Source organism: Borrelia sp. P9F1, assembly GCF_030436115.1.
Lineage (GTDB): Bacteria > Spirochaetota > Spirochaetia > Borreliales > Borreliaceae > Borrelia.
The window spans coordinates 129,842-152,937 of sequence record NZ_CP129407.1 but is presented as its reverse complement, the minus strand read 5'-3'; the positions used below and the strand labels follow the sequence as shown (position 1 = coordinate 152,937).

The window sequence follows — 23,096 nt, the reverse complement described above, 5'->3', positions numbered from 1 at the left end:
TGTGTTTAAATTGCCAGAACTTGGTTACGCTTATGATGCATTGGAGCCATATATCGATGCTAGAACTGTGGAACTTCACCATAGTAAACATCACAACGCGTATACAGTAAATTTAAATTCTGCCCTTGAGAAAGCAGAAATAAATTATTCTGAAGATATTGAAAGTGTATTAAAGAATATTCAACGTTTTCCTCAGGAATTACAAACGACGATAAGAAATAATGGCGGTGGGTATTCTAATCATGCCATGTATTTTAGGGTGCTAAGGCCTGGGAATAGAGATAATATTTTAGAGAATTTTGAAGAACATGTTAATACTACTTTTGGAAGCCTTGATAAGCTTAAGGTGGCTTTAAAGGATTCAGCTATGAAGATTTTTGGAAGTGGTTGGGCATGGTTAGTCCTTCATGCAAAAAAGGAATTGCAAATAGTAGCAAGATTAAATCAAGACAGTCCTTTGATGGAAGACTACAAACCTGTTTTAGGTATTGATGTTTGGGAGCATGCATACTACCTTAAATATCAAAATAGAAGAGCTGATTATCTTGATGCATTCTTCAAGGTCCTAAATTGGGAAGAAGTTTCAAGAGTGTACAACGAGATAATAGAGTGATGTTGTTTTAAGGACTTTGAGGCCAATCTGGGTAGGGAGAGTCAAAGGGGGCGCTTTCTCCTATCAGCAGGTTTGTGGCTAATTACTAGGTTGAAAATATTACACGTCGTTATCGAAATTATCTTTTTCGATATCGTTGAAGTATTTTACCGTGCCGACCTTAAGTTCATGCGTTGCAGATTCATCCGAGACGATAATTGCTTTTGCGTGTAGCTGTAGGGCGCTAATTGTCCACATGTGGTTAACTCCGCTTTCGATTGCATGTTTTAATGCTCTCGCCTTGTTGTGCCCGTTTACAATAATTAGCACTTCTTTTGAGTCCATGATAGTTCCTACTCCTACAGTCAATGCACTTTTGGGAACTTTATTAACATCGTTGTCGAAAAATCTTGAATTTGCAATGATTGTGTCCTGAGTTAAGGTTTTAACCCTTGTTCTTGATTGAAGAGATGATCCTGGTTCGTTAAAAGCAATATGGCCGTCAGGGCCAATTCCGCCCACAAAAAGTTCAATTCCACCATAGGATTTAATTTTTTTCTCATAATCTTCGCATTCTTGATAGGGGTTAGTAGCATTACCATCTAGAATATTTACATTTTCGTTCTTTATGTCTACATGTGAGAAGAAGTTATTCCACATGAATGAATGGTAGCTTTCGGGATGGTTTTTATCTAGTCCTACATATTCGTCCATATTAAATGTAACTACGTTTTCGAACGAAATTTTGCCAAGTTTGTACATTTCAATTAGGCTTTTATACATTCCAAGAGGAGAACTACCTGTTGGAAGACCCAAGACAAAGGGCTTTTCTTTTGTTGGTAAGAATTCTTTTATTCTCATGGCTACATGGTTGGCGGCCCACCTTGAAATATCTCTATATTCGGGTCTAATTATTAGTCTCATCTATATTTGTCTCCTTGTATTTGTAATTAAAATCAAAGTTTGTTAAATATTATTTTTGATTCTACCATTGTTAGTTTTAAGTCTAGATCCTTATCAATGACATTTATGTTTGCGTCATAACCATGACATATTAATCCTTTTTTTTCAAGATTAATTATTTTTGTTGGGTTGTATGAACTTGCTTGAATGGCGTCGCTTAAGCTATAGCCAAATTCTACTAAGTTTTTAACGCCTTGCACCATTGTAAGTGCCGATCCTGCAATTGTATCATTCTTTACTGTGTGAAATAATCCATCGTCTTTAAGATAAACTTCATCTCCATTGGCGAACAACCTTCCAGTTGTCTGTAGCGTTGGTGTTAATCCGTCGGTTACAAGAATCAATTTACTTATGTCTTTAAGCTTTCTAAGCATTAAAACAAGTTTTGGATGAATGTGATGTCCGTCAGCAATAATTTCGCAAGAAATATCACCATGGATTAAAACAGCACCTATTGCATTTGGATTTCTATGATCAAGCCTTGACATTGCATTGAAGAAATGAGTTGTGTGAAGTATTCCCACTTGAAAACCTTCAATCATATTTTCATATTTTGCATTAGTGTGACCTGCTTGAAGTGTTATGTTGTTCTGCATGCAAAACATAGCAAGCTCTCTCATTCCTTTAAGCTCAGGGGCAACCGTCATTGTAGCAATATTTGTCCTTTTCCTTCCAAAAGAATCTGTAAAAGTACCACCCGATGCTTCTATAAATTTTTTCATGATTTCAATACTTGGCTCTTGAAGATAAGAGATAGGATGAACACCCTTTTTTTCAGGAGAGAAGAAGGGCCCCTCAAGGTGAAGTCCTAAAATTTTTGCTCCCTTTTCCTTGCCCATTGCATTCGTGCATGCTTTAATAGTTGCTATCATTTCATCGATTGGACGAGGATAAAGCGTGGGCAAGAAACCCACTACGCCATACCTTGCCAAATGATGTGACATTTGAATTATCGAATCTGTAGAACATTGATCAGTTCCATAGCCGCAAAAGCCATGTATGTGATTATCATAAAGGCCTGGTGTCACGTAGTTGCCCTTAATATCAATCATCTCATATTCTCTTAGGTCAACTTTTTCAAGTCTATCAGCCGTTATGATATCAAAAATTTTACCGTCCCTAATAAGGACAGCCGAATTTTCTATTTTATCGTTTCCTGTCAGCACAGATTTCGAGTTGAATAAGCAGAAATTTGCCACATTTACTCTCCTATTGACTTAAATTTTACTATAAGCAAACGTGTTTTTAAAGTCATTTATCTTCTTAACGTGTTGGCAGTCTCACATGTTATCCACTTTGCTGATTTTCTAGGGAAATCCCGTCACTAATGTTTTAGCACCTTCTGTGTTAAACTTTCCACAGGGGGTATTTTAATGTCTTCCGGATTTTTTGTTCCAGGTGTAGATAGCAAGTATAATACTAAGGAAATCCGAGAGTCAATGCTTAAGGGCGACAAGGCTAAGATAGATACATCCTTGAAGAAGCTTGAACACCTAGAGCAGGAAAAGAGCGCTTGGCAGGTGATTAACAGGAAGGTATCTACGCTAAATTCGCTTGCAAAGCAAATTACATCTCTTAATAGCCCTTTCAATCACATGTCAGGAAGGTCTAGTAACAATGATGTACTGTCTATGTCCGCTCGTTATGGGGCTAAGAATGAAACTTATAAAATCAATGTTAATCAAATAGCAAATTCGGATGTTTTTTTATCTGCAAATTTTAAACAAAAAGAACTCGAGGTTCCTGTGGGCGATTATACGTTTTTAGTTGGGACTAAAGAGATTAAGTTTAAAAATAACGGAGATATTGTCTCTCTTGTAAGGGATATTAATAATCGCGGTAAAGGATTTTTATCCGCAAAAGTTGTCAAAAGTGATAATGCTGGTAATAGTAGACTGGTTTTGCAGTCTTTAAAGGAAGGCGAATCCAATAAACTTATTATGAGGGATGAAGCCTTAAGGCTTGCTAAAAAAATAGGTATTTTAAGTGCACTTGAAACGAATTTCACCCCAGATCTTACAGAAATTGTTAATAGTCAACGGAACAATAGTAATAACATTTCTCTTAATAAAGAAAACATTATATTGCAACCCCTCTCGGAGGTTTCAATCAGTATTCCAGAGAATATTGAGATTAGCAGTGGTAGTAAAATTAAATTTGAGATTAAATATCATGATACGGAAGATGAGGGTGTTTTAAATAAGATTGTTTTTAACCCCGGCGAGGCTACGTTCGAGGATGCTAAGGTTGAAGGCGAAGATAGCATAATTAATCTTGGGCCTGATCATAAACTTCCCTTAAAGGAAAGGAAATACATTCAAATGAATATGATTAAAATCCACAGCAATTCGGGGTCTCTAGAATTGCCACCAATAAATGTTTCTAGTGAATTTGAAAAAGTTGAAGTTGAAATCGGAGCACTTCTAGATTTAAAGGAGATAAATGTTGAGAACAAAGTTAACAACAAGGTATTTACTATTCGTGGTATTGAGATTTTTGACCCAAGAAATAGAGATGGTTATTTACCAATAAATGCTAAAAGCTTTGCAGAGAATGCGAAGTTGAGATTTGATGGGATAGATGTTGAACGTGATTCAAATGTTATTAATGATTTAATTCCCAACGTTACGTTAAATTTAAAAAAAGCATCGGAGGAAGTTATTGTTGCTCAGGTAGAGCCGGATTATGAAGGAATTAAGAAACTTTTATTGGATTTTCTTGTGGCTTACAATGAAGTTCTTGCTGAAATTAATATTGTAAATTCCAATGAAGATAATGCAGAGGGCAAGAAGTCAGATGTGTTGGAGGAGTTAACTTATTTAAGTGAGGAAAATAAGGAAGAGGCCTATAAGAATTTAGGGATTCTTAGGTCAGAATACGCATTAAAGAATCTGAAAGCAAGATTAGAATCAATCATATTCAATAGCTACAGGACTAGTGATCCTGATTTCTCCATAATAAGTCAAATAGGAGTGTTTACTAACTCTATATCTTCTTCCGGTGGACTATCTCGTTATTTACAACTTGATGAGAAAAAATTTAATGAGATAATACAAAACAACATTGACTCAGTAAGAGAGCTTTTTGCTTTTGATCTTAATGAGGATCGAATTTATGATGATGGACTTGCTAAGGTACTTGGGGATTATTTATTTCCTTTAGTAAGTTCTGGAGGGTTTATTTACAATAAAGTAAGGAGTTATGACCTTAAGATTCCTAACCAGAAGAGTGTAGTTGAGGACTACAGGAAGCAATACGAAGAACGAGAGAGGAAAGTGGAGGGAGAGCTTAATACTTTGGATTTTACTGTGAAGAAAATGAAAGAACAGGAAGGGATTCTTAAATCTTTTGATTTACAAAGACAAAATAAGTGATGAATTTAATTTATAATCGGCATTGTATTTATATTTTTCTTATTTTTGTGGTATCCTTCTTAAAAGGTGAAGGGATTCGCCAAAAAGTGGGTAATGAATCAAGGAGGAACGTTATATGATCATAAATCATAACACTTCAGCTATTAATGCTTCAAGAAACAATGGCATTAATGCTACTAATCTTAGTAAGACTCAGGAGAAGCTTTCTAGTGGTTATAGAATCAATCGTGCGTCTGACGATGCTGCTGGTATGGGTGTTGCCGGGAAAATTAATGCTCAGATTAGAGGATTGTCTCAGGCATCTAGGAATACTTCAAAGGCTATAAATTTTGTTCAAACAACAGAGGGAAACTTGAATGAAGTAGAGAAGGTGTTGGTAAGAATGAAGGAACTTGCGGTTCAGTCTGGTAATGGTACTTATTCAGATGCGGACAGGGGGTCTATTCAGATTGAAATTGAACAACTTACAGATGAAATTAATAGAATTGCTGATCAATCTCAGTATAACCAGATGCATATGTTATCAAACAAATCTGCTGCTCAGAACGTAAGAACAGCCGAGGAGCTTGGTATGCAACCTGCTAAGATTAATACACCTGGGTCATTGTCTGGGGCGCAGGCTTCATGGACTTTGAGGGTGCATGTGGGTGCAAATCAAGATGAAGCTATTGCTGTTAATATTTATGCGGCTAATGTTCCTAATCTTTTTGCCGGAGAGGGTGCACAACAAGCTCCAGCTCAAGCAGGGAATCAGCAGGAAGGGGCAGCAGCGCCGGCAGCTGCGGCAGCGCCAACACAGGGAGGGGTTAATTCTCCTATTAACGTTACAACTACTGTTGATGCTAATATGTCACTTGCGAAGATTGAAAATGCTATTAGGATGATAAGCGATCAGAGAGCTAATCTTGGTGCTTTCCAAAATAGACTTGAGTCCATTAAGAGTAGTACTGAGTACTCTATTGAGAATTTGAAGGCTTCTTATGCTCAAATTAAAGACGCTACGATGACAGATGAGGTTGTTTCATCTACAACCAATAGTATTTTGACCCAGTCTGCTATGGCGATGATAGCTCAAGCAAATCAAGTTCCACAGTATGTGTTGTCGCTTCTTAGATAAATTTGATTTTTAAGTAAAAAGGGTCTTTTAAAAGACCCTTTATTTTTGCTTACATCAAGAAAAATATGTGATGTTTTGGTATAGTTTTTGTTGGTATGTTTTCCTTGAGGTGTTTTAATTAGGAGTGCGCTTTTGTATAAGACTAGCGTTAGAGTCAGGAACCTTTATAAAACATTTTCTTATAGTAATAAGAAAAAGCAAATAGTTAGGGCTATAAACAATTATGAGGCGGGTAGGGATAGAACTGAGATTTATAAGGAATCTTCCGTTTTTATTGCAAATGCTAATATTAGCCTTGATGTTTATGAAAACGAGATTTTAGTTATTATGGGGATGTCGGGTTGTGGTAAGTCTACTTTTGTTAGATGTCTAAATGGTATATATAAAATAGATTCTGGGTCTATTTTGGTAGATAATATTGAGATGAATGATATTAATCAAAAAGATCTTTCTGCTTTAAGGAAGGATAAATTTGCAATGGTGTTTCAAAATTTTGGACTTTTCCCACATATGAATGTTTTAAGAAATGTTACTTATGGACTTGAAGTTAAGGGGATTAGCAAAAAAATTAGAATACAGAAAGCTCTTGACATATTAAAACTTGTAGGCCTTGAGGATGCTCGGTATAAATATATAAACGAACTTTCAGGTGGAATGAAACAAAGGGTAGGAATAGCACGTGCTTTGGTGGTCGACCCAGATATACTTTTAATGGACGAGGCTTTCTCAGCTCTTGATCCTTTAATCCGAGGAGAAATGCAAGATGAGCTTTTAAGATTGGTAGATAAATTGAAGAAAACAGTTGTGTTTATTACTCACGATTTAATTGAAGCTTTTAAGCTGGGCAACAGGATTGCTTTCATGAAAGATGGAGAAATTATTCAAGTAGGAAAGCCTTTAGAAATATTAGCAAATCCTAGTACGGCCTTTATAGCTAATTTTATTAAAAATCTTCCTGTTTTAAACATTTTAAAGATTAAGGATATTATTAAGGTAGATTTTGCTCTTAATATGGGTTCTGATGGATTTAATGTTATTATTGAAAGAGATGGGGATGAGTTTAGCTTGTACAATACAACTAGTCAAATAAAGTATAGTCATCTTGTTTCTTTAAAGTTAGAGTTGGATGATGAGATAAAGAGGGTTGTACATTATTTAAATAAATTAGAGTATTTAATAATAACAGATAATCAAGACGGTGTTTTTGGATATATTGATTTAGGAGAAATTGCTACTTTGCTATCAAGATAGAGCTTATGGACAGAGATTTTGTAGTGTCTAGCATAGATAGATTTTTTAACTTTTTGGTTGACAATTTTGCAGATTCTAATGGTATAGGATTTTCAAGAGTTGTTCTTTTGTTTTATGAAAATCTAAAAAAATTATTTATTTTTATTAATCCTATTTTTTTTATTGTTATTATTTGTGTTTTCAGTGTTTTATTTTTAAAGAAAAGATTAGCTTTATTGATTATGTTGGGGTTTTGTTTTATTTTGTACTTCGATCTTTGGGAAGTTTCAATGGATACTATATCGATTATTTTTGTATCTGTGTTATTTTCGGTAATTTTGGGAATTCCGGTAGGTATTTTAGGCGGATATTATTCCAAATTTTATGTATTCTTAAAGCCCATACTTGATTTAATGCAAGCAATGCCTCCGTTTATTTATTTAATACCGGCCATACCCTTTTTTGGTATGGGAACCTCTTCAGCTATTTTTGCTACAATAATTTTTGCAATGCCTCCAGTCATTAGGTATACAAGACTAGGGATTGTTCAGGTGCCGGGGGAGGTGGTTGAGGCAGCAAAATCTTTTGGGAGTAGTAATTTTCGTATTCTTTTTCAAATCCAGTTACCATTGGCTCTTCAAAGCATAATAGAGGGAATTAATCAGTCGATAATGATGGCAATATCTATGATAGTTATTGCAGCGATGGTTGGATCTTCAGGGCTTGGTAGGACTGTAATATATTCTGTTGAAAGGTTAAATTTTGGGGAAGGTTTAATATCAGGGTTAGCTGTTGTTGTGATAGCTATTATTCTAGATAGAATTATGCAGACTATTTTTATTAAATTTAGCTATTTAAATACTGATAATTACGGAATTAAGAAAGAAAATAAATTTAAAAGATTTTTAGAAATGTATAATAAGTGATGTGCGGTTGTGCGAGTGGTTGGAGGTTTGTTGATGAAGAAGCTATTTAGCAGTATTTTACTTATTCTTATTTTTTTCTTATTCTCTTGTGATAAGAATGAATCCTTGGAAACTACAAAAAAGGTCAAAATTGCATATGTTAATTGGATAGGGGAGACGGCCGCTACTAATGTTATTAAAGTAGTTTTTGAAAGAATGGGTTACAGAGTTGAAATATTTCCCGTTACAACATCTGTGATGTATCAATATTTGTCAACGGGTCAGGTAGATGGAATGGTGTCTGCTTGGATTCCAACGGCCGATAAATTTTATTATGAAAAGCTTAAGGATAAGTTTATTGATCTTGGTGCTAACTACGATGGGACGGTGCAGGGATTTGTGGTGCCAAGTTACGTTACAATTTCTAGTATTGCTGAGCTTAAGGGTAGGGGAGCTGAGTTTAAAAATAAGATAGTAGGGATAGATGCCGGGGCGGGGACGCAACTTTCTTTAGAGGAAGCTCTTAGGCTTTATGAATTGGAGAAGGAATATGAACTTATTCCTTCAAGTGAGACTGTTATGCTTGCGAGTTTGGAGGCTGCTATTAAGAAGAAGGAATGGATTGTAGTTCCTTTGTGGAAACCCCATTGGGCATTTGCCAGATATAGTGTTAAATTCTTAGATGATCCCTTGGGGTCAATGGGTGGAACGGAAAGTGTTCATACTCTTGTTAGGCTTGGACTTAAAGAGGATGATCCTGACATATTTTATTTATTTGACAACTTTTATTGGGATGATAGCTTGGCGTTGCCTTTAATGGATAAGAACTATAGGGAGCCTGGGAGAGAATATAGAAACGCCATTGAATTTGTCGATAACAATAGGGAAGTTGTTAAGAATTGGGTGCCGGAAAGATATAAAAATTTATTTGATTAATCTCTTTTTGAATTCTCTTAATGAATTTAATATTGGTTTTTCGGTTGGTAGTGATTCGATTCCTCCTTTAAATAATGAATTACATCTCAGTAGTCTTAATATGATTAGAATCAATGCTATTACAATATTATGTTTTCTTAAACATCCTAATGCATAATGTGAACAACTATGCACGTATATGCAATGAAACCCAATAATCTTGGAAAAAGTTTTTTGGTAAGCTAAAACCAATAAGATGGCTATTAGGTTGAGTGTTAGAAATAATTTTTTTAAGGTATTCATGTTTGAGATTATACTATGTTATGATTGATCCATGGCAATAAAAGCCTTGGGGTTGTAATTAATACAGATTAGGTATGACTTTGCGTCTTGGAGGAGAGTATTAAAAAATTAATGTTGATTTTTGTTTTGGTGTTTTCGTCTTATGCAGAATCCATTCAAATAACTCCTGAAGATGCTGTTCGTATGGCTTTAGAGAATAGTTTAGATGCTAGGAATGCCGAGTATAGAGAAAAGATTAAAAAATTATATAAAGATAACTCTTGGAATTTTTTCGTACCAAATTTAGGCGTTAATGCGGGACTTTCAAGGGCAGGTTCTTCTGTTACTAATGCAGAGGAGAAGGAACGTTGGGGAGTGGGACTTGGAGTCGCTGCTGATCTTGGGTTAATTCCTTCTGCTTTCAAAAGGCTTCAATTGACTATTCTTGATTATGAAAGGGCTAAAATAGACAAAGAAAAGGCTGTTAAGAGTATTAGATTGAGTGTTCTTAAAATGTATAACGAGTTGATAGCTTTAAAAATCACTTTGGAAGTTTTAGAAAGTCAGCTTAAGAATAGCAAGCTCAAATTTGATCAAGCCAGAATTGCATACAATAACGGTCTTTTGTCTGAATTAGATTATCTTGATGCTAAGCTTAGGTATGATAAGTCTCAACCTGCTTTAGATGAGCAAATTATTAATTTTGAAAAATTGAAAGAAACATTTAAATTACTAATAGGGTTGGATGTTTTGCAAGATTTTGAGACTGTAGGGGAATTGTCAGACGAGATACTAGATTTTTCGTTACTTAGTGAAGTCATAGATGTGAATGAATTGCCAGATATTAGATTATTAAATAATTCTTCTAGTAGCATTCAAAAATCCCTTGATTCCATTTGGTTAGATACTTTCTTACCGAGTTTTTCTTTTGGGATCTCTTATTCTGCTACTATTCCCTTTAATGGCAATTCAGGTGGTTTTTTGAAAGATGGATTTTCTGCTTCATTGGGGTTAAAATATAATTTAACAGGGATGTTGCCATTTTCAGGAAATTTTACAAATATATGGGATAAGGATTATCAATTAGAAATGTTGAAAAATCAAGTTTCAAATGAGATTCGTAAATTTAAATCTAGCGTTGTACACAAACGTAAAGATGTGAGAAGATATAAAGCTATCCTAGATGCTTCAAAGATGAATTTAGAGTTATCTAGGAGAAATTATCAGATGGCGTTTGATGCGTTTAATTCAGGTGGAATAGATCTTTTAAAATTAAATGACATTGAAGTTTCTTACAAAAAGAGCGATTTGCAATTTGTAAGAGATAAGCTAAATTATGCGAACGCAATTCTTGAATATAGAGATTTAATAAATGCATTGGATTGATAGGGATATTTTATGAATTTAATTCTGAATATTATGTTTAGTGTTAGGTGCTGTTTATTTTGTTTAAGTATGTTGTTTTTTTGTTCATGTAATAGGAGCACTGAGAAAGAAGTGCAAGAGGGGATGATAGGGGAGGGTGTTGATGAGCCTTATAAATTTCCAGTGATTGTCATGAAAGCTAGGAAGGGGGCTTTAAGTGATTATATCGCTTTGAATGGCGATGTAGATACCAAGGTTAAGGCGGATGTGTTTCCAGATACTGCAGGTAAAATAATGACCCTTAATGTAAGACTTGGGACTTATGTGAAGAAAGGGCAAGTAATTGCAACTCTTGATCCGTCAAAGCCAGGGGCTCTTTATTTAAAAAGCCCTGTAAAGGCTCCGATTTCTGGGTATGTTTTAACCGTTAATCGTAAAATTGGTGAAACAGTTGGACCCCAAACAAGTATTGCTTTAATAGGTAGAATAGATACGACCCAAATTAGGGCTTATGTGTCTGAGAGATATATTCTAGATGTTAAGCCTGGTAATAATGCAGTTATTGAGATTGAATCTTATCCTAGTGAAAAATTTGGAGCAAGAATTTCAGAAGTGTCTCCTGTGCTTGATATTAAGAGTCGTGCAGCTGAAGTATACCTTGATCCTGTGGGGAAGAATACAAAAAAAATGATTGTTGGGATGTTTGCAAAAGTAAAAATTGTCACTAATCACTTAAGTAATGTAATAAAAATTCCAAGCAGTGCTGTTGTAGAACGAGACGGTAGGCGTTTCGTATTCAGGATAAGCGATGATACTAAAACAGTTCAGATGCTATACCCTCTAATAGGATTTGAAGTAGATGATATTGTGTCTATTAGGGATGGAATTAACGAGGATGATTTGATTGTGGTTGAAGGTATGTCGGCTCTTTCCGATGGAGCTTATGTGAATATATCAGAGATTAGAGATGGGCTTGCAAGTGAAGACAATGTGTGATTTTATTGGAGAAAGGTATGCTAGTAAAGAAGGTCGTTGATAAGCCAATCACCATGTTAATATTGTTTTCATTAATAACTATGGTCAGTGTTTATACCTTTACAAGGTTAAAGGTAGATTTGCTACCTGCAGTTGAAAATAGTGTAATTACTATTTACACATCCTATCCGGGAGCTTCTCCGAAAGAAGTCGAGGAAAGAGTATCTAGTGTACTTGAGAGTGGTCTTGCTTCTGTAAAGAATGTAGAGAAAATAGACAGTTCATCTTCTAAGGGGGCAAGCAATATTGTTATTAAATTTCATCATGGATCTAACTTGGATTTGGCTTTAAATGAGGTAAGAGATGCATTTGAATCTTTAAAAGATCTTTTACCCAAAGAGGCTAGCTCACCTAAGATTATGAGATTTCGTTCGGGTGATATACCAGTATTGACTTTTGTTATCTACTCAGATAGATCTGTCTCAGAGCTTAGGAAGTATGCGGTTAGTATTATCAAGTCTAAATTGGAGAGCCTTAATGGGGTTGGTTTTGTTGAGGTTTTAGGCGGGAGTGATAAAAATATTTTAATTGAAATTTCTCAAAACAAACTGGAGTCATATGGGCTTACTTTGTCAGAGATAGCAACCTCAATTTCTTCTCAAAATTTTGAATTGTCGGTAGGCAACATAACAGATAACGGGTTGCAGTACCTTGCACAAGTGACTGCAAGATTTGCTTCAATTAAGGATTTGGAAAATGTGGTTGTTTCTTATAGAAATCCTGATAACTATTCTACGGATAGTGTCTCTCCTGTTCAGGTCAAGCTTAAAGATATTGCAACAATTAAGAGTACCTTTAAAGAATTAGAGGCTTACAGTTACTATAATGGTAAACCTTCTATTGTGTTAAATGTGCAGAAACATAGCGATGCAAGTCCTGTTACAGTTTCAAGTGTAGTTAATGCAGAAATTGATAAAATCAAGCTTTTGCTTCCAAGAGATATATCCTTAGATCTTGTATCGGATACATCTGAATTTATTAAAGAATCTATTTCTTCTGTCACAGGTTCAGCTTACTATGGAGCAATTCTTGCAATATGTATTATTTTTTTCTTCTTAAGAAGTCTTAGGGCAACGATTATTATTGGAATTTCAATACCATTGGCTGTAATTATTACCTTTTGTTTGATGTATTTTGCAAATGTTTCGCTTAACTTGTTAAGTCTTTCGGGACTTGCCTTGGGAGTTGGTATGCTTGTTGATTGCTCTATTTCTGTAATATGTAATATATACAAGTATAGACAAAAGGGGACAAAGATTATTCCATCTGCAATACTTGGAACTCAAGAAATGATGCTTCCGATTGTGTCTTCGACTTTAACATCAATTTGTGTTTTTGCTCCCGTTCTTGTTTTTAGGTCTGAGTTAGGATTTATTGCTGATGTGGTTAGGGATTTTGCCTTTACCATCGTCATATCTCTAGCAACTTCTTTATTTGTTGCAATTTTTTTAGTGCCTGTTCTTGCGACTCACTACGTAGGTCTTTACACTACTTTTCAAAAACCCATTAAAAATAAATTTATTAAGAGGGTTGATGATTTATTTTATAGGATTTATCATGTTGGAGAAGTTTTTTATGTTAACTTGCTAAAGTGTGTTTTGGCTCACAAAGTAATTTTTTCATTCATTATTATTTTTAGTTTTTTTTTAAGTTTATTTTCTTTTTTATTTTTAAATGTATCTTCTGGGCCCAGTATTAGGTCTCCTTTCATTAATTTTACTTTTCAGTTTCCGGATAGGATAAATTTGGAAAGTTCAAAATTTTATGCGGGTAAGTTTTTAGAAGTCATAAAAGATGAAATTAAAGTTTACAAGAGCATCATTACCCAAGTGTATTCAAGTGAAGTGAATTTTCAAGTTAGATTGTTTTCTGAGGCGGAGAAAGGTGAGAAAATTGTTGAGAACCCGGAAATTCTTCAATATAGAGTTTACGATCGCATTGCAGAGCTTTATCCTTATTTAAGTACTAAAGCTTCTACGGGAGGGGGGGGATTTTTTGGAGGCTCTCCTATTGACATTAGGATTATTGCTGCTGATTTTGAGGCCGCAAGAGATTATGGAAATTTATTGGTCAGTGCCTTAAAGAGGGAATTCCCTAACCTTGTAAATATTAGACTTAATGTAAAAGAAGAAGAAAATCAAATTAGTGTGGATATAGATAGAGATAGAGTTTATTCTTATGGAATTAGTATGAGTGATCTTTCTAGAGAGATTAAGGCTAATATTGATGGAATTTCTGCAGGTAAATATATGGAGAACGGCTTAAATTACGATATTTTACTCAGACTTGACAGGCGTGATATTGCTAATTTAAAAGATTTGGATAAGATATTTATTAAAAATACATCGGGAGTTAAGATCCCTCTCTCTTCAGTAGCTAAGCTGAAAAAAACAAAGGGAGTTGGAGTTATCTTCAGGGAAGATCAATCTCCAGTAGTTCGTCTTAAGGCTGGTATTCCTCCAGGTGAAAATTTGGCTTTAATCACAACAAAGGTGACAGATTTTGTAACTAATAAATTTCCCCAAAGGGATGGTGTATTGGTTGATTTTAAAGGGGAGTATGACTCATTTACTAAAAATATGGAACAATTTAAGGTCGTAATTTTTATGGCTATTTTGCTTGTATTTGGCATAATGGCATCTCAGTTTGAATCTCTTTTAAAGCCATTTATTATTTTTTTTACAATACCACTGACTGTGGTGGGTGTTGTGCTTATTCATCTTATAACAAGAGAAACCATTTCTGTTTTTACAGGAATTGGTATGCTTATGCTTGTTGGAGTTGTTGTTAATACGGGTATTGTTTTAATAGATTATATTAATTTACTAGTTAAGAGGGGTTTTGAGCTTAAAGAAGCAGTGCTTGAGGGCGGTAGATCTAGGTTTAGGCCTGTTTTAATGTCTGCCTTAACATCAATCATAGGTCTTATTCCCATTGCATTTTCAGATACGAGTGGGGGTGTGCTTGTAAAGCCTATTGCTATTACCTTTATAGGCGGAATGACAGCTAGTACATTTCTTACTTTACTTTTTATTCCTATGGTTTTTGAGATTTTTGCTAAAATCTCTGTAAAAAATTTCATCTTTTCAAAGTCATTACAATTGGCCGATAAGAGTTCTTCACAGAAAAACATAGAAAATGTTGATTATGTTAAAGACAATGATGAAGTTGATAACTTCTTTGTTGAAGAGGAGGATGATTAGTAGGATTTTGTATGTATAGAGTAGAAATAATTTCTAACTTATCTTTAGAACACGATCTTCATGAGCGTATTAATGGGATGGAAAAAGAGTTAGGTGAGTCTATATATTACTCAAAGATATATAATGTTCACGGGAAAGGAAGAAAGGGCGAAAAACAGGCTAATGGAGTTTGGCCTGAAGAAAATTTTATTCTTATAGTCTATACTGGTGATTTAATTGTTATGGAAGGGTTAAAAAATATTGTGGAAGTTTTGGATAAGGAATATCCTACAGAGGGAATTAGATTTTTTGTTATGGGTGTTTGATATTTGAGTACGCTGTATCATGCATAGAGCTAAAAAGCAATATCTTCTAGCCTTGTTGAATTTATTGTTTTTTCGTTAATTATTTGTAATATTTGTTTTTTGTGGTACCATACTATGGTGGGGGGGGGGTATTGTTGAAGAATGGATTTACAATTTATTGATTTAAGATGGTATAATTAGAGCGTAACACCGTGGGTGTTGAGTGAGATTGTATGTCAATAGTAAGGTCATTTTTTGAGGTTGCCGGTAGGCGTGATGATGGGGTCGCTCAAGTATGTAGGAGTGGCAAGGGTTATTTGAGGGTTACTTACAAAGATTTAAGAGATGATGTTTTAAGATTTGCTTCGTTTTTGAAGGGGGTGGGTCTAGGTTATCGGGATAAGGTGTTTATTTGTTCCGAAAATAGGAGCGAGTGGACCGTTATAGATTTTGCAATTTTGTCTTTGGGTGCTGTTGATGTGCCTAAGGGGGCTGATGTCACTCTTCTTGAAGCAGAGGCGATTATTAATTCTGTTGTTCCTAGCATAGTAATAGTTGAAAATCTAAATTTGCTTAATTTGATTTCTCAGGTTAAATTTCAAATAAAGCCCATTATTATTGTCATTGATGATTTATCGGATAGGGATAGGGAAAAATTTAATGACTTTAAGATCTACTCTTACAGAGAGTGTGTCTCGATTGGGGATAGAGAGAGGAGAGATGATGAGATTATTAAGGCTTTAAACGGTGTTAATGGCCACGATGTGGCCACTATAATATACACTTCTGGTACTACGGGAAGTCCTAAAGGGGTGGTGCTTTCGCATTCTAATCTTCTTTATCAGGTGTCCAGCTTTGGTCGGATGGCTAATACTAGCGAAGGTCAGATATTTATGTGTATCTTGCCGATTTGGCATTCGTTTCAGAGGTCATTTTCTTACAATATTTTTCTTAAGGGTATGGTTTGTTTATTTTCAAGTATTGTGCCAAGAAATATGCTTGATGATATTAAAAGTATTAACCCTCATTATATTGCTGCTGTGCCTAGGCTTTGGATTGCTATAAGGCAAAATATTTACAAAGAGGTGGCAAAGAAGTCATTCTTAGCTAGGTTGTTGTTTAAGTTTTTTGTTGGTGTTGCCTGTTTGAATGATGTTTTTTATCGGATAACTAGGGGGCTATATCCTGATAATGGATTTGATTTGTTAATGCCTGTAAAAAAGGTGGTGGGGGTGTTGGGTTTAGTTACATTGTTTCCTCTTAGGGCTTTGGGTGATTTAGTGATATTTAATAAAATAAGGAGAGTTTTAGGCAACAATTTTGTTGTAGGTATTACCGGTGGTGGCAGTATGGCTTTGTCTGTTGTCAGATTTTTTAATTCAATTGGGATTGAGCTTGCTAATGCTTATGGCTTAACGGAGGCAGCTCCTGGTGTTGCTTCTAATGAACAGGGAAGGACGATACTTGGAACTTGTGGTAGGATACTACCTGGGACTATTGCTGAGATTAGAGATGAGGATGGTAATAAGCTTAAGAAACCTGGGAAGGGTGTTTTGTTTGTTAAGGGACCTCAGGTCATGCTTGGGTATTACCAAGATGAGACGGCTACAAGGCAGGTTATTGGGTCTGATGGATTTTTAAATACGGGGGATATTGTTAAGTTATCGAAGGATGATGTTGTTCAGGTTGTTGGGAGAGAAAAGGACACTATTGTTCTAAATAATGGGGAGAATATTGAACCTGCGCCCATTGAAGTCAAGCTTGAAGAGTCTTTATTAATAGAAAAGGCTGTTGTGGTCGGGCAGGATCAAAAATTCTTGGGAGCATTAATTCTTCCTAATTTTGAAGAGATAAATAAGTATTTAGAAAACATGGGACAGAAGATTCTTGATCTTGATAATAGACGTCAGATTATTGCTAATAATGTAGTTCTCAAGGCTATTAACGACGAGATAAGAAAACTTATCAACAGAGCCAATGGGTTTAAGCCCTTTGAGCAGATATTAAAATTTACTCTTTTGGAAAAGCCGTTTGAGGTGGGAAAGGAGATGTCAATCAAGATGGATATTAAGCGCAACTATATTTTAAGTTTTTATAGAAATGAAATAAAGAATTTGTTTTCTTAATTTACCTGAGGTTTATTTCAAGGGTGTCTATGTCTTTTATTTTTGTGTTAGGGGGGGGGGATTGCTTGTATACAAATCCGTTTCCTTCTATCTTTATTTTTGTGTTCGTGTAAGTTTTCAATATTTTCATTAAGTCCCTTTTAGAAATTCCTGTGAGATTTGGTATGTGTTTTGCCTTATCATGTTCTATTGCGGGCTTTGGCAGGTTAATTTTTGAGGGTAGTTTGATTTTGTTGTATTTGTCTATATTAGTGCGATACTCAATTAGTTCTATTATTTCTTTTGCCATTGGGGCGGCGATTCTTGTTCCGTATATTATTTTTTTAGGGTATCTGTATACAATGTATATGATGTATTGTGGGTCTTCTGTGGGATATATGACTAATATCGATGATGTATAGTCTTCTTCTGAATATTTCCCTGTGGCTTTGTCAATGACTTGTGAGGTTCCGCTTTTTGCTGAGATATTTATATTTTTTATCTTAAGTTTTGGTATCCCGCCCTTGTTTACAACTTCTCTCATCATTTTTAAAACTCCTTGTGCTGTACTGCTAGATATTACTTTTCTGATTTCTTCTTTTTGAAATTCTTGAATTGTATTTTCCATTTCATTACTGATTTTTTTTATGATCTTTGGCTTTATCATAATTCCGTTGTTGCTTAGTACGCTAGCAGCTTGCAGAATTTGAATGGCTGATACTCCTATTTCTTGTCCGAATCCGATTGTGGGTTTACTTCTTCCTGACCATTTGGAGTGATGCTTTAGCAGTCCTTTTGTCTCTCCAGGAAAAGGGAATCCGACTTTCTCTCCAAAACCGAAATCAAGGAGTTTTGCATAAAAATACTCATTACTTACTTTATCTGTAATGTGGGCTATTCCCACATTCGATGAATGGATTAAAATCCCACTAGAATCAATGTAATCATAAGGAGGATTTAAGGTTTTTATTGTAATTATTTCTCCAGATTTAAATTTTTTTTGATATATGCCGTTATCTAAAAATTTTTCATTTAGATTTAGGCGACCACTGTCCAATATAATTGCAACTGTGAAAATCTTGTTAATACTGCCAGGTTCATAAGTCAAGGAAGTGGCAAAATTATTCCATATATCTTTGGGGTATTTTGAATAATAGTTAGCATCATATTGTGGAAATTGAAGCATGGACAGAATATCTCCGTTCTTGGCGTCCATTATAATAGCAAGCATACTTTCAGGATTATTTTCTTTAAAGTATTTCTTAGTTATTTGATTTACACTCCTTTGTAGGTCTATGTCTATTGTTAGGTATATGTTGTTTGTAGTCAGGTGTTCGTTTATGGATTGTTGTTTGGTTAGGTCTTGATTTAGTGTGCTATTTAAAGATAATTCAATCCCGTTAAGCCCAATATTGTCAGTACCTACAAATCCTGTAATGTTACTTGCTAGACCTCTGAAAGGATAAATTCTTGTATGATTAGGATAAAGAGTGATTTCTTTTAATCTTCCCTCTGATTGAATTCTTTTAATCAAATCAGATTCTTCTCTTGGAACTTTTCTTTTTATGTATATGAAGCCTTTTTTCTCTGATAATTCTTTCTTAAGCATTTCGGGTTCAATCTTAAGAATTGCTCCAAGGGTTTCTGACATATTTACAATATCTTTTATTTTATTTGTATCTGTACCAACCGAATATGATTGTGAGGAGAAAGCCATTACTTTGCCATTTCTATCATAGATGTTTCCTCTTTTTGAAGTAAAGTCTATATTATTAGGGAAATAGATTGTATTTTTAAAAGACATCAGAACAAAGTACTTGTAAATCGATAATAATGTGATTATTAAGAAGACCATAAGAACTATATTTAATCTCAACTTATTGGTGAAATTTTTATGCATTAAGTATTGTTAGTGCTCCTTACGTGTAACAAACATTAAATTGTTAAGAATTTAAATATTAAATTTTTCTCGTATTTATAATATCATATTACGATAAGATTAAATTTGAAATTGGCAGAGGTTTAAACAAAGTGAACGTTAGGACTTTAAAAGGCTTTAGAGATTATTTACCCAAGGAAGCGTTAATTCGTACCCATGTGGTAAAGCAAATATATAGTGTTCTTATGTCATATAATTTTGATTTAATAGACACTCCCATACTTGAATATTCCGAGTTTCTTTTCATGAAAGGTGGAGATGAAGTAGAGAAGCAAGCTTATAGATTTAAGGATAATGGCGGTAGAGATGTTGCTATGCGTTTTGATCTGACGGTTCCTTTCGCAAGGTTTATTGCCACCAATAGAGCTAAAATTAAATTTCCTTTTAAAAGATTTCAGATAGGAAAGGTGTTCAGAGGTGAAAATACTCAAAGGGGAAGATATAGAGAATTTATGCAATTTGATTTTGACATGATAGGTGAGGATACTTTTCAAAGTGATGCTGAAATTTTATCTATTGTTTATTGTGGCCTTGAGGAGGTTTTTTTAAATTTTATAGAAGGTATTCATAGAAAGTTTATTATACATTTCTCTCATGTTGGAATATTGCATTCTTATGTAAAGATGTTAGGGCTGACTGATAAGAGTGTTTTTATTTTAAGAAATGTAGACAAATTAGATAAAATTGGAGTTGAGAACGTTAAGAAAAATCTGCTTACAGAGCTAAGTGAAGAACATGTTGATTTGATATTGAAATTTATAAATTTACAAGGAACTTTTTGGAATAAATTGGAGACTCTGAAAAATATTTTAGGGGATAATGATGCTATTAAAAGACTTGGGGATGTTTTTGTGCATTTGAGTTCGCTGGGGATTCAAGATGCTTTTAATTTAAATCTTAAGATAGTACGTGGGCTTGATTATTATACTGGGGTTGTATTTGAAGCGGAGATATCAGGAATTGATATGGGTAGTATTTGTAGTGGAGGAAGATACGATAATTTAGTGTCGTCATTTTCTAATTCTTTGCAAAAAGTTTCAGGAGTTGGAGGATCCTTCGGGGTTGATAGAATCAAAGATGTGATAGACAATGAGAAATTTAGTTATATTAAATTGTTTGTTACTAAAGCCAGTTCTAGAGTATTGATTGTTAATATAGACAGTGGGCTTGAAGCTTATTATTATAAACTTGCAGATAGATTTAGGAGGCATGATTATTCTAAGTCGAACAATATTGCTTGCGAGGTATATCCAAAGAACAAAGATGGTAAAAATATTAAGGAGCAAATTGAATATGCCCTTAATAAGGATATAAGATTTTTGGTTTTTGTTGGGCAAGAGGAATATAGAGAAGATAAGATAAGGGTGAGAGATTTAACTAAAAAGGAAGAGTTGTTATTATCTTTCAGTGAGGCCATAAAAGTTATTAAGGGGAATGATAAGTTTTTATGTACACCTTTTTAATTTAAATGAGCCTAAATTAATTTTAACAGTATATTTGAAGGGAATTAGCTTTTTGATTTCTCTATTGTTCGAATTGTAATTGCATTTAGGGTAAGTTTGTTTTTGGTGTAGTCTATTTGCCCAAGTATTTCAACTGAGTCTTTAGAGTCGATATCAATGTCAAAAGTTGTTTTTGCTGTGATAATACCCTCAAGGGCGCTCTTGTTGTATCCTACGTAAAAATCAAAATAAACTATGCTATCTCTCTTCTCAATATTATTTACAATCCCTTCCCATTTTACATATGCATTTGAATAAATTAATGGAGTTTTTTTAATTTTTTTTAAATCCAAGTAGTCATTAAATGTAATAAAATCTGGTCGTGATATAAAACTAGCGAGATTCTTAGCTTTAAGTTTAATTGATTCTGATGCGTTTGAGTTTAGTATTTTGTTTATTTCAATTCTTGCGAAGTTATCTTTATTTTCCTTTAGGTGAGTTTTTATTTTTTGAAATGAATTTTTGATTTCAGTTTCGGTTAATATGAATACAAATTGTCCTTCATCGTTTTCGATCTTCTCTTTGTTATTTATTTTAATGTCATCAATGTATGCTGTTATGTTATTGATATTTTTTTTATTTTTTGATTTTGAGATAGATTGCGGCGTGAACACTTCTTTAGAATCTGTAAATAAGAATATTGCTGACACTAGGGAAACAAGCCCCACCACCGCTGCCGATATTTTAATTGACCCGGATAAGGTTTCCCCTCTTTTAGCTTTGATTTCTGGAAACAATTTATCATACATGTTTCTTTTGTTTAAAAATAGAGTTCCCTGAATTGGATTTCTTCGGATAGTTTCTAAAGAAAGTTCTGAGCGTTTTGTGTCTTGATTTTCTTCTATCATTTTAAGCCATATCCGTATGGCCATATCTTCCTTGCCTTGGGCTACTAATAGTATTGCAATTGATTGCTTGATATCCGGGTCTGTTGGGTTTAATGTGTAGGCTTTCTTTAGATATGTTTGAGCGTTTGTTAAATTGCCCATTCTAAGGTAAGCCATCCCTAAAATGTAATGATAGAAGTAGTAATTTTTATACAAAAAAATTTCCTTTTCTAAAAGCTTGACTACCTCGGAATATCTTTGAGAGTTGTAATAGTAAATGGAGTTACTAATAATCTTATTAGGCTTCATAAGTTAGAAGATACCCTCATGATTTTATTTTTAACATCGCTACATATAGATTTTATCTTAAAAAAATAATAAATAAAATATTGTTTTTTGTTTAAAAAAGTCAGGTTTGACTAAAGAATGATTAATGATATAATTTACACAGGTTCTTTTGGGATTTATTTAAATTATGAAGTGGTGGGAATGTGTCATCGGAAAAAATCACGGAATTAACTAAGGAGATTTACTTAAACTTCAGGAAAGGTGACTTTAGGACAGCTTTGGTGAAATCGGAGGAAGCGCATTCTCTTGATTTTGATAATGTTGAAGTTTTAACTGCGCTTAAGAGTTCTGTGTATTGGAATGGCCAGGTTGAAAGCCTTGATAGAATAGGCAAAGAGTATGAGAGGGCTGAGTTTTTAATAAGGGAATGGAATAATTTTGCAAGAAGATATTTAAAGAAGATGGATTTTGATTTTATTCAAGGGCGTAATTCAATTAAATATTTTGTATTCCAATTGTGCTTAGGAATATACAAAAATATATACAAGTTGCAACCAGAAAACCTAGATGTTTTAACAAAGATTGCTAAGTCTTACAAGGGGATGGGTAATTATGAGAAGGCTATAACTGTTTTCTTACAGATATTGGGAGATGCTAAGGAAAATTCAGATGTGGTAGCCGAGCTTGCGGATTCTTATGCTCTTATTGATGAGATTAAGGAAGCTAAGGTATTGTTTAGAGAAGCTTTTTTTATTAATCCTCAAAAGATAGATATAGATGCCCTTGAATCTGAGATGATACTTAAATTGGTAGAAACTATCAAGTGTGATAGGAATGTATCCGACACTCTTATTAAGGAGTGGATACCTGTTTATGGGACGTTGAATGGCGTTTTTAATATAAAGAGAGAATTAAGGCCTATTGAACTTGGACATTTAAAACAGTCTGTTTATAGTTTGCGTAATGAGCTTAGGGCAAAATCTTATAGGTCAATAAACGAGAGCGTATTGCTTCCAAGGCTTATTAATAAGTATTTTTGGCTTATTGATCACTATGTGAGGATAAAAGAAGACCGGGTGCGAATTGATGAAATTTTATCTTATATTAAAGAGATAGATATAGGGGTGTATCAGCAATACGTGAATTAAGTTTAATAAAATTGATATTAGG

General features: G+C 34.1%; 18 protein-coding genes. 13 read left to right on the top strand and 5 right to left on the bottom strand.

Annotation, left to right across the window (positions count from 1 at the left end; translation table 11 throughout):
- Position 1 precedes the first annotated feature (1 nt).
- Positions 2–613: a superoxide dismutase gene (locus QYZ68_RS00750; RefSeq protein ID WP_301383638.1), complete on the top strand. Its 612-nt coding sequence runs from the start codon at positions 2–4 to the stop codon at positions 611–613.
- 99 nt (positions 614–712) lie between these two features.
- Here QYZ68_RS00750 and nagB read toward each other — a convergent pair whose 3' ends face one another.
- Positions 713–1,516 (bottom strand): glucosamine-6-phosphate deaminase, encoded by an 804-nt coding sequence (gene nagB / locus QYZ68_RS00745; protein WP_301383636.1) that lies wholly within the window; start codon positions 1,514–1,516, stop codon positions 713–715.
- Positions 1,517–1,548: 32 nt separating this feature from the next.
- The gene (gene nagA, locus QYZ68_RS00740) at positions 1,549–2,754 is read right to left on the bottom strand and encodes an N-acetylglucosamine-6-phosphate deacetylase (protein WP_301383634.1); all 1,206 of its coding nucleotides are present in this window, start codon (positions 2,752–2,754) and stop codon (positions 1,549–1,551) included.
- Positions 2,755–2,928: 174 nt separating this feature from the next.
- Between nagA and fliD the strand changes: the two genes are divergently transcribed.
- From fliD to QYZ68_RS00715, 5 genes are all read left to right on the top strand, one after another.
- Positions 2,929–4,929 carry a flagellar filament capping protein FliD gene (fliD, locus tag QYZ68_RS00735; RefSeq protein ID WP_301383632.1) on the top strand — a complete coding sequence of 667 codons (2,001 nt, stop codon included), beginning with the start codon at positions 2,929–2,931 and terminating at the stop codon, positions 4,927–4,929.
- 115 nt (positions 4,930–5,044) lie between these two features.
- Positions 5,045–6,046 carry a flagellin N-terminal helical domain-containing protein gene (locus tag QYZ68_RS00730; RefSeq protein WP_301383631.1) on the top strand — a complete coding sequence of 334 codons (1,002 nt, stop codon included), beginning with the start codon at positions 5,045–5,047 and terminating at the stop codon, positions 6,044–6,046.
- Between the two features lie 132 nt (positions 6,047–6,178).
- Positions 6,179–7,297: an ATP-binding cassette domain-containing protein gene (locus QYZ68_RS00725; protein WP_301383629.1), complete on the top strand. Its 1,119-nt coding sequence runs from the start codon at positions 6,179–6,181 to the stop codon at positions 7,295–7,297.
- 5 nt (positions 7,298–7,302) lie between these two features.
- Positions 7,303–8,202, top strand: coding sequence for an ABC transporter permease (locus tag QYZ68_RS00720; RefSeq protein ID WP_301383627.1), 900 nt, complete (start codon positions 7,303–7,305; stop codon positions 8,200–8,202).
- A 33-nt stretch (positions 8,203–8,235) separates the two neighbouring features.
- Positions 8,236–9,117, top strand: coding sequence for a glycine betaine ABC transporter substrate-binding protein (locus QYZ68_RS00715; protein WP_301383625.1), 882 nt, complete (start codon positions 8,236–8,238; stop codon positions 9,115–9,117).
- On the opposite strand, the gene yidD is transcribed toward QYZ68_RS00715, so the two are convergent.
- Positions 9,106–9,399 carry a membrane protein insertion efficiency factor YidD gene (gene yidD, locus QYZ68_RS00710; RefSeq protein WP_301383623.1) on the bottom strand — a complete coding sequence of 98 codons (294 nt, stop codon included), beginning with the start codon at positions 9,397–9,399 and terminating at the stop codon, positions 9,106–9,108. The two genes, QYZ68_RS00715 and yidD, sit on opposite strands and share 12 nt — an antisense overlap.
- A gap of 111 nt (positions 9,400–9,510) precedes the next feature.
- On the opposite strand from yidD, the gene QYZ68_RS00705 reads away from it, so the two are divergent.
- From QYZ68_RS00705 to QYZ68_RS00685, 5 genes are all read left to right on the top strand, one after another.
- The gene (locus QYZ68_RS00705; protein WP_301383622.1) at positions 9,511–10,764 is read left to right on the top strand and encodes a TolC family protein; all 1,254 of its coding nucleotides are present in this window, start codon (positions 9,511–9,513) and stop codon (positions 10,762–10,764) included.
- Between the two features lie 12 nt (positions 10,765–10,776).
- The gene (locus QYZ68_RS00700; RefSeq protein ID WP_476390613.1) at positions 10,777–11,739 is read left to right on the top strand and encodes an efflux RND transporter periplasmic adaptor subunit; all 963 of its coding nucleotides are present in this window, start codon (positions 10,777–10,779) and stop codon (positions 11,737–11,739) included.
- A gap of 17 nt (positions 11,740–11,756) precedes the next feature.
- Positions 11,757–14,981, top strand: a complete 3,225-nt coding sequence (locus QYZ68_RS00695; RefSeq protein ID WP_301383618.1) for an efflux RND transporter permease subunit — start codon at positions 11,757–11,759, stop codon at positions 14,979–14,981.
- 11 nt (positions 14,982–14,992) lie between these two features.
- Positions 14,993–15,286 carry a PG0541 family transporter-associated protein gene (locus QYZ68_RS00690; RefSeq protein ID WP_301383616.1) on the top strand — a complete coding sequence of 98 codons (294 nt, stop codon included), beginning with the start codon at positions 14,993–14,995 and terminating at the stop codon, positions 15,284–15,286.
- A gap of 212 nt (positions 15,287–15,498) precedes the next feature.
- Positions 15,499–17,391, top strand: a complete 1,893-nt coding sequence (locus QYZ68_RS00685; RefSeq protein ID WP_301383614.1) for an AMP-binding protein — start codon at positions 15,499–15,501, stop codon at positions 17,389–17,391.
- A gap of 1 nt (position 17,392) precedes the next feature.
- Here QYZ68_RS00685 and QYZ68_RS00680 read toward each other — a convergent pair whose 3' ends face one another.
- Positions 17,393–19,270 carry a penicillin-binding protein gene (locus QYZ68_RS00680; protein ID WP_301383612.1) on the bottom strand — a complete coding sequence of 626 codons (1,878 nt, stop codon included), beginning with the start codon at positions 19,268–19,270 and terminating at the stop codon, positions 17,393–17,395.
- A 131-nt stretch (positions 19,271–19,401) separates the two neighbouring features.
- Here QYZ68_RS00680 and hisS point away from each other — a divergent pair, with 131 nt between their 5' ends.
- On the top strand, positions 19,402–20,772 hold the full coding sequence (gene hisS, locus QYZ68_RS00675; RefSeq protein ID WP_301383610.1) for a histidine--tRNA ligase: 1,371 nt from the start codon (positions 19,402–19,404) through the stop codon (positions 20,770–20,772).
- 44 nt (positions 20,773–20,816) lie between these two features.
- Here hisS and QYZ68_RS00670 read toward each other — a convergent pair whose 3' ends face one another.
- The gene (locus tag QYZ68_RS00670) at positions 20,817–21,947 is read right to left on the bottom strand and encodes a tetratricopeptide repeat protein (RefSeq protein WP_301383608.1); all 1,131 of its coding nucleotides are present in this window, start codon (positions 21,945–21,947) and stop codon (positions 20,817–20,819) included.
- Between the two features lie 182 nt (positions 21,948–22,129).
- Between QYZ68_RS00670 and QYZ68_RS00665 the strand changes: the two genes are divergently transcribed.
- Positions 22,130–23,074 carry a tetratricopeptide repeat protein gene (locus tag QYZ68_RS00665; protein WP_301383606.1) on the top strand — a complete coding sequence of 315 codons (945 nt, stop codon included), beginning with the start codon at positions 22,130–22,132 and terminating at the stop codon, positions 23,072–23,074.
- The last annotated feature ends 22 nt before the right edge of the window (positions 23,075–23,096 follow it).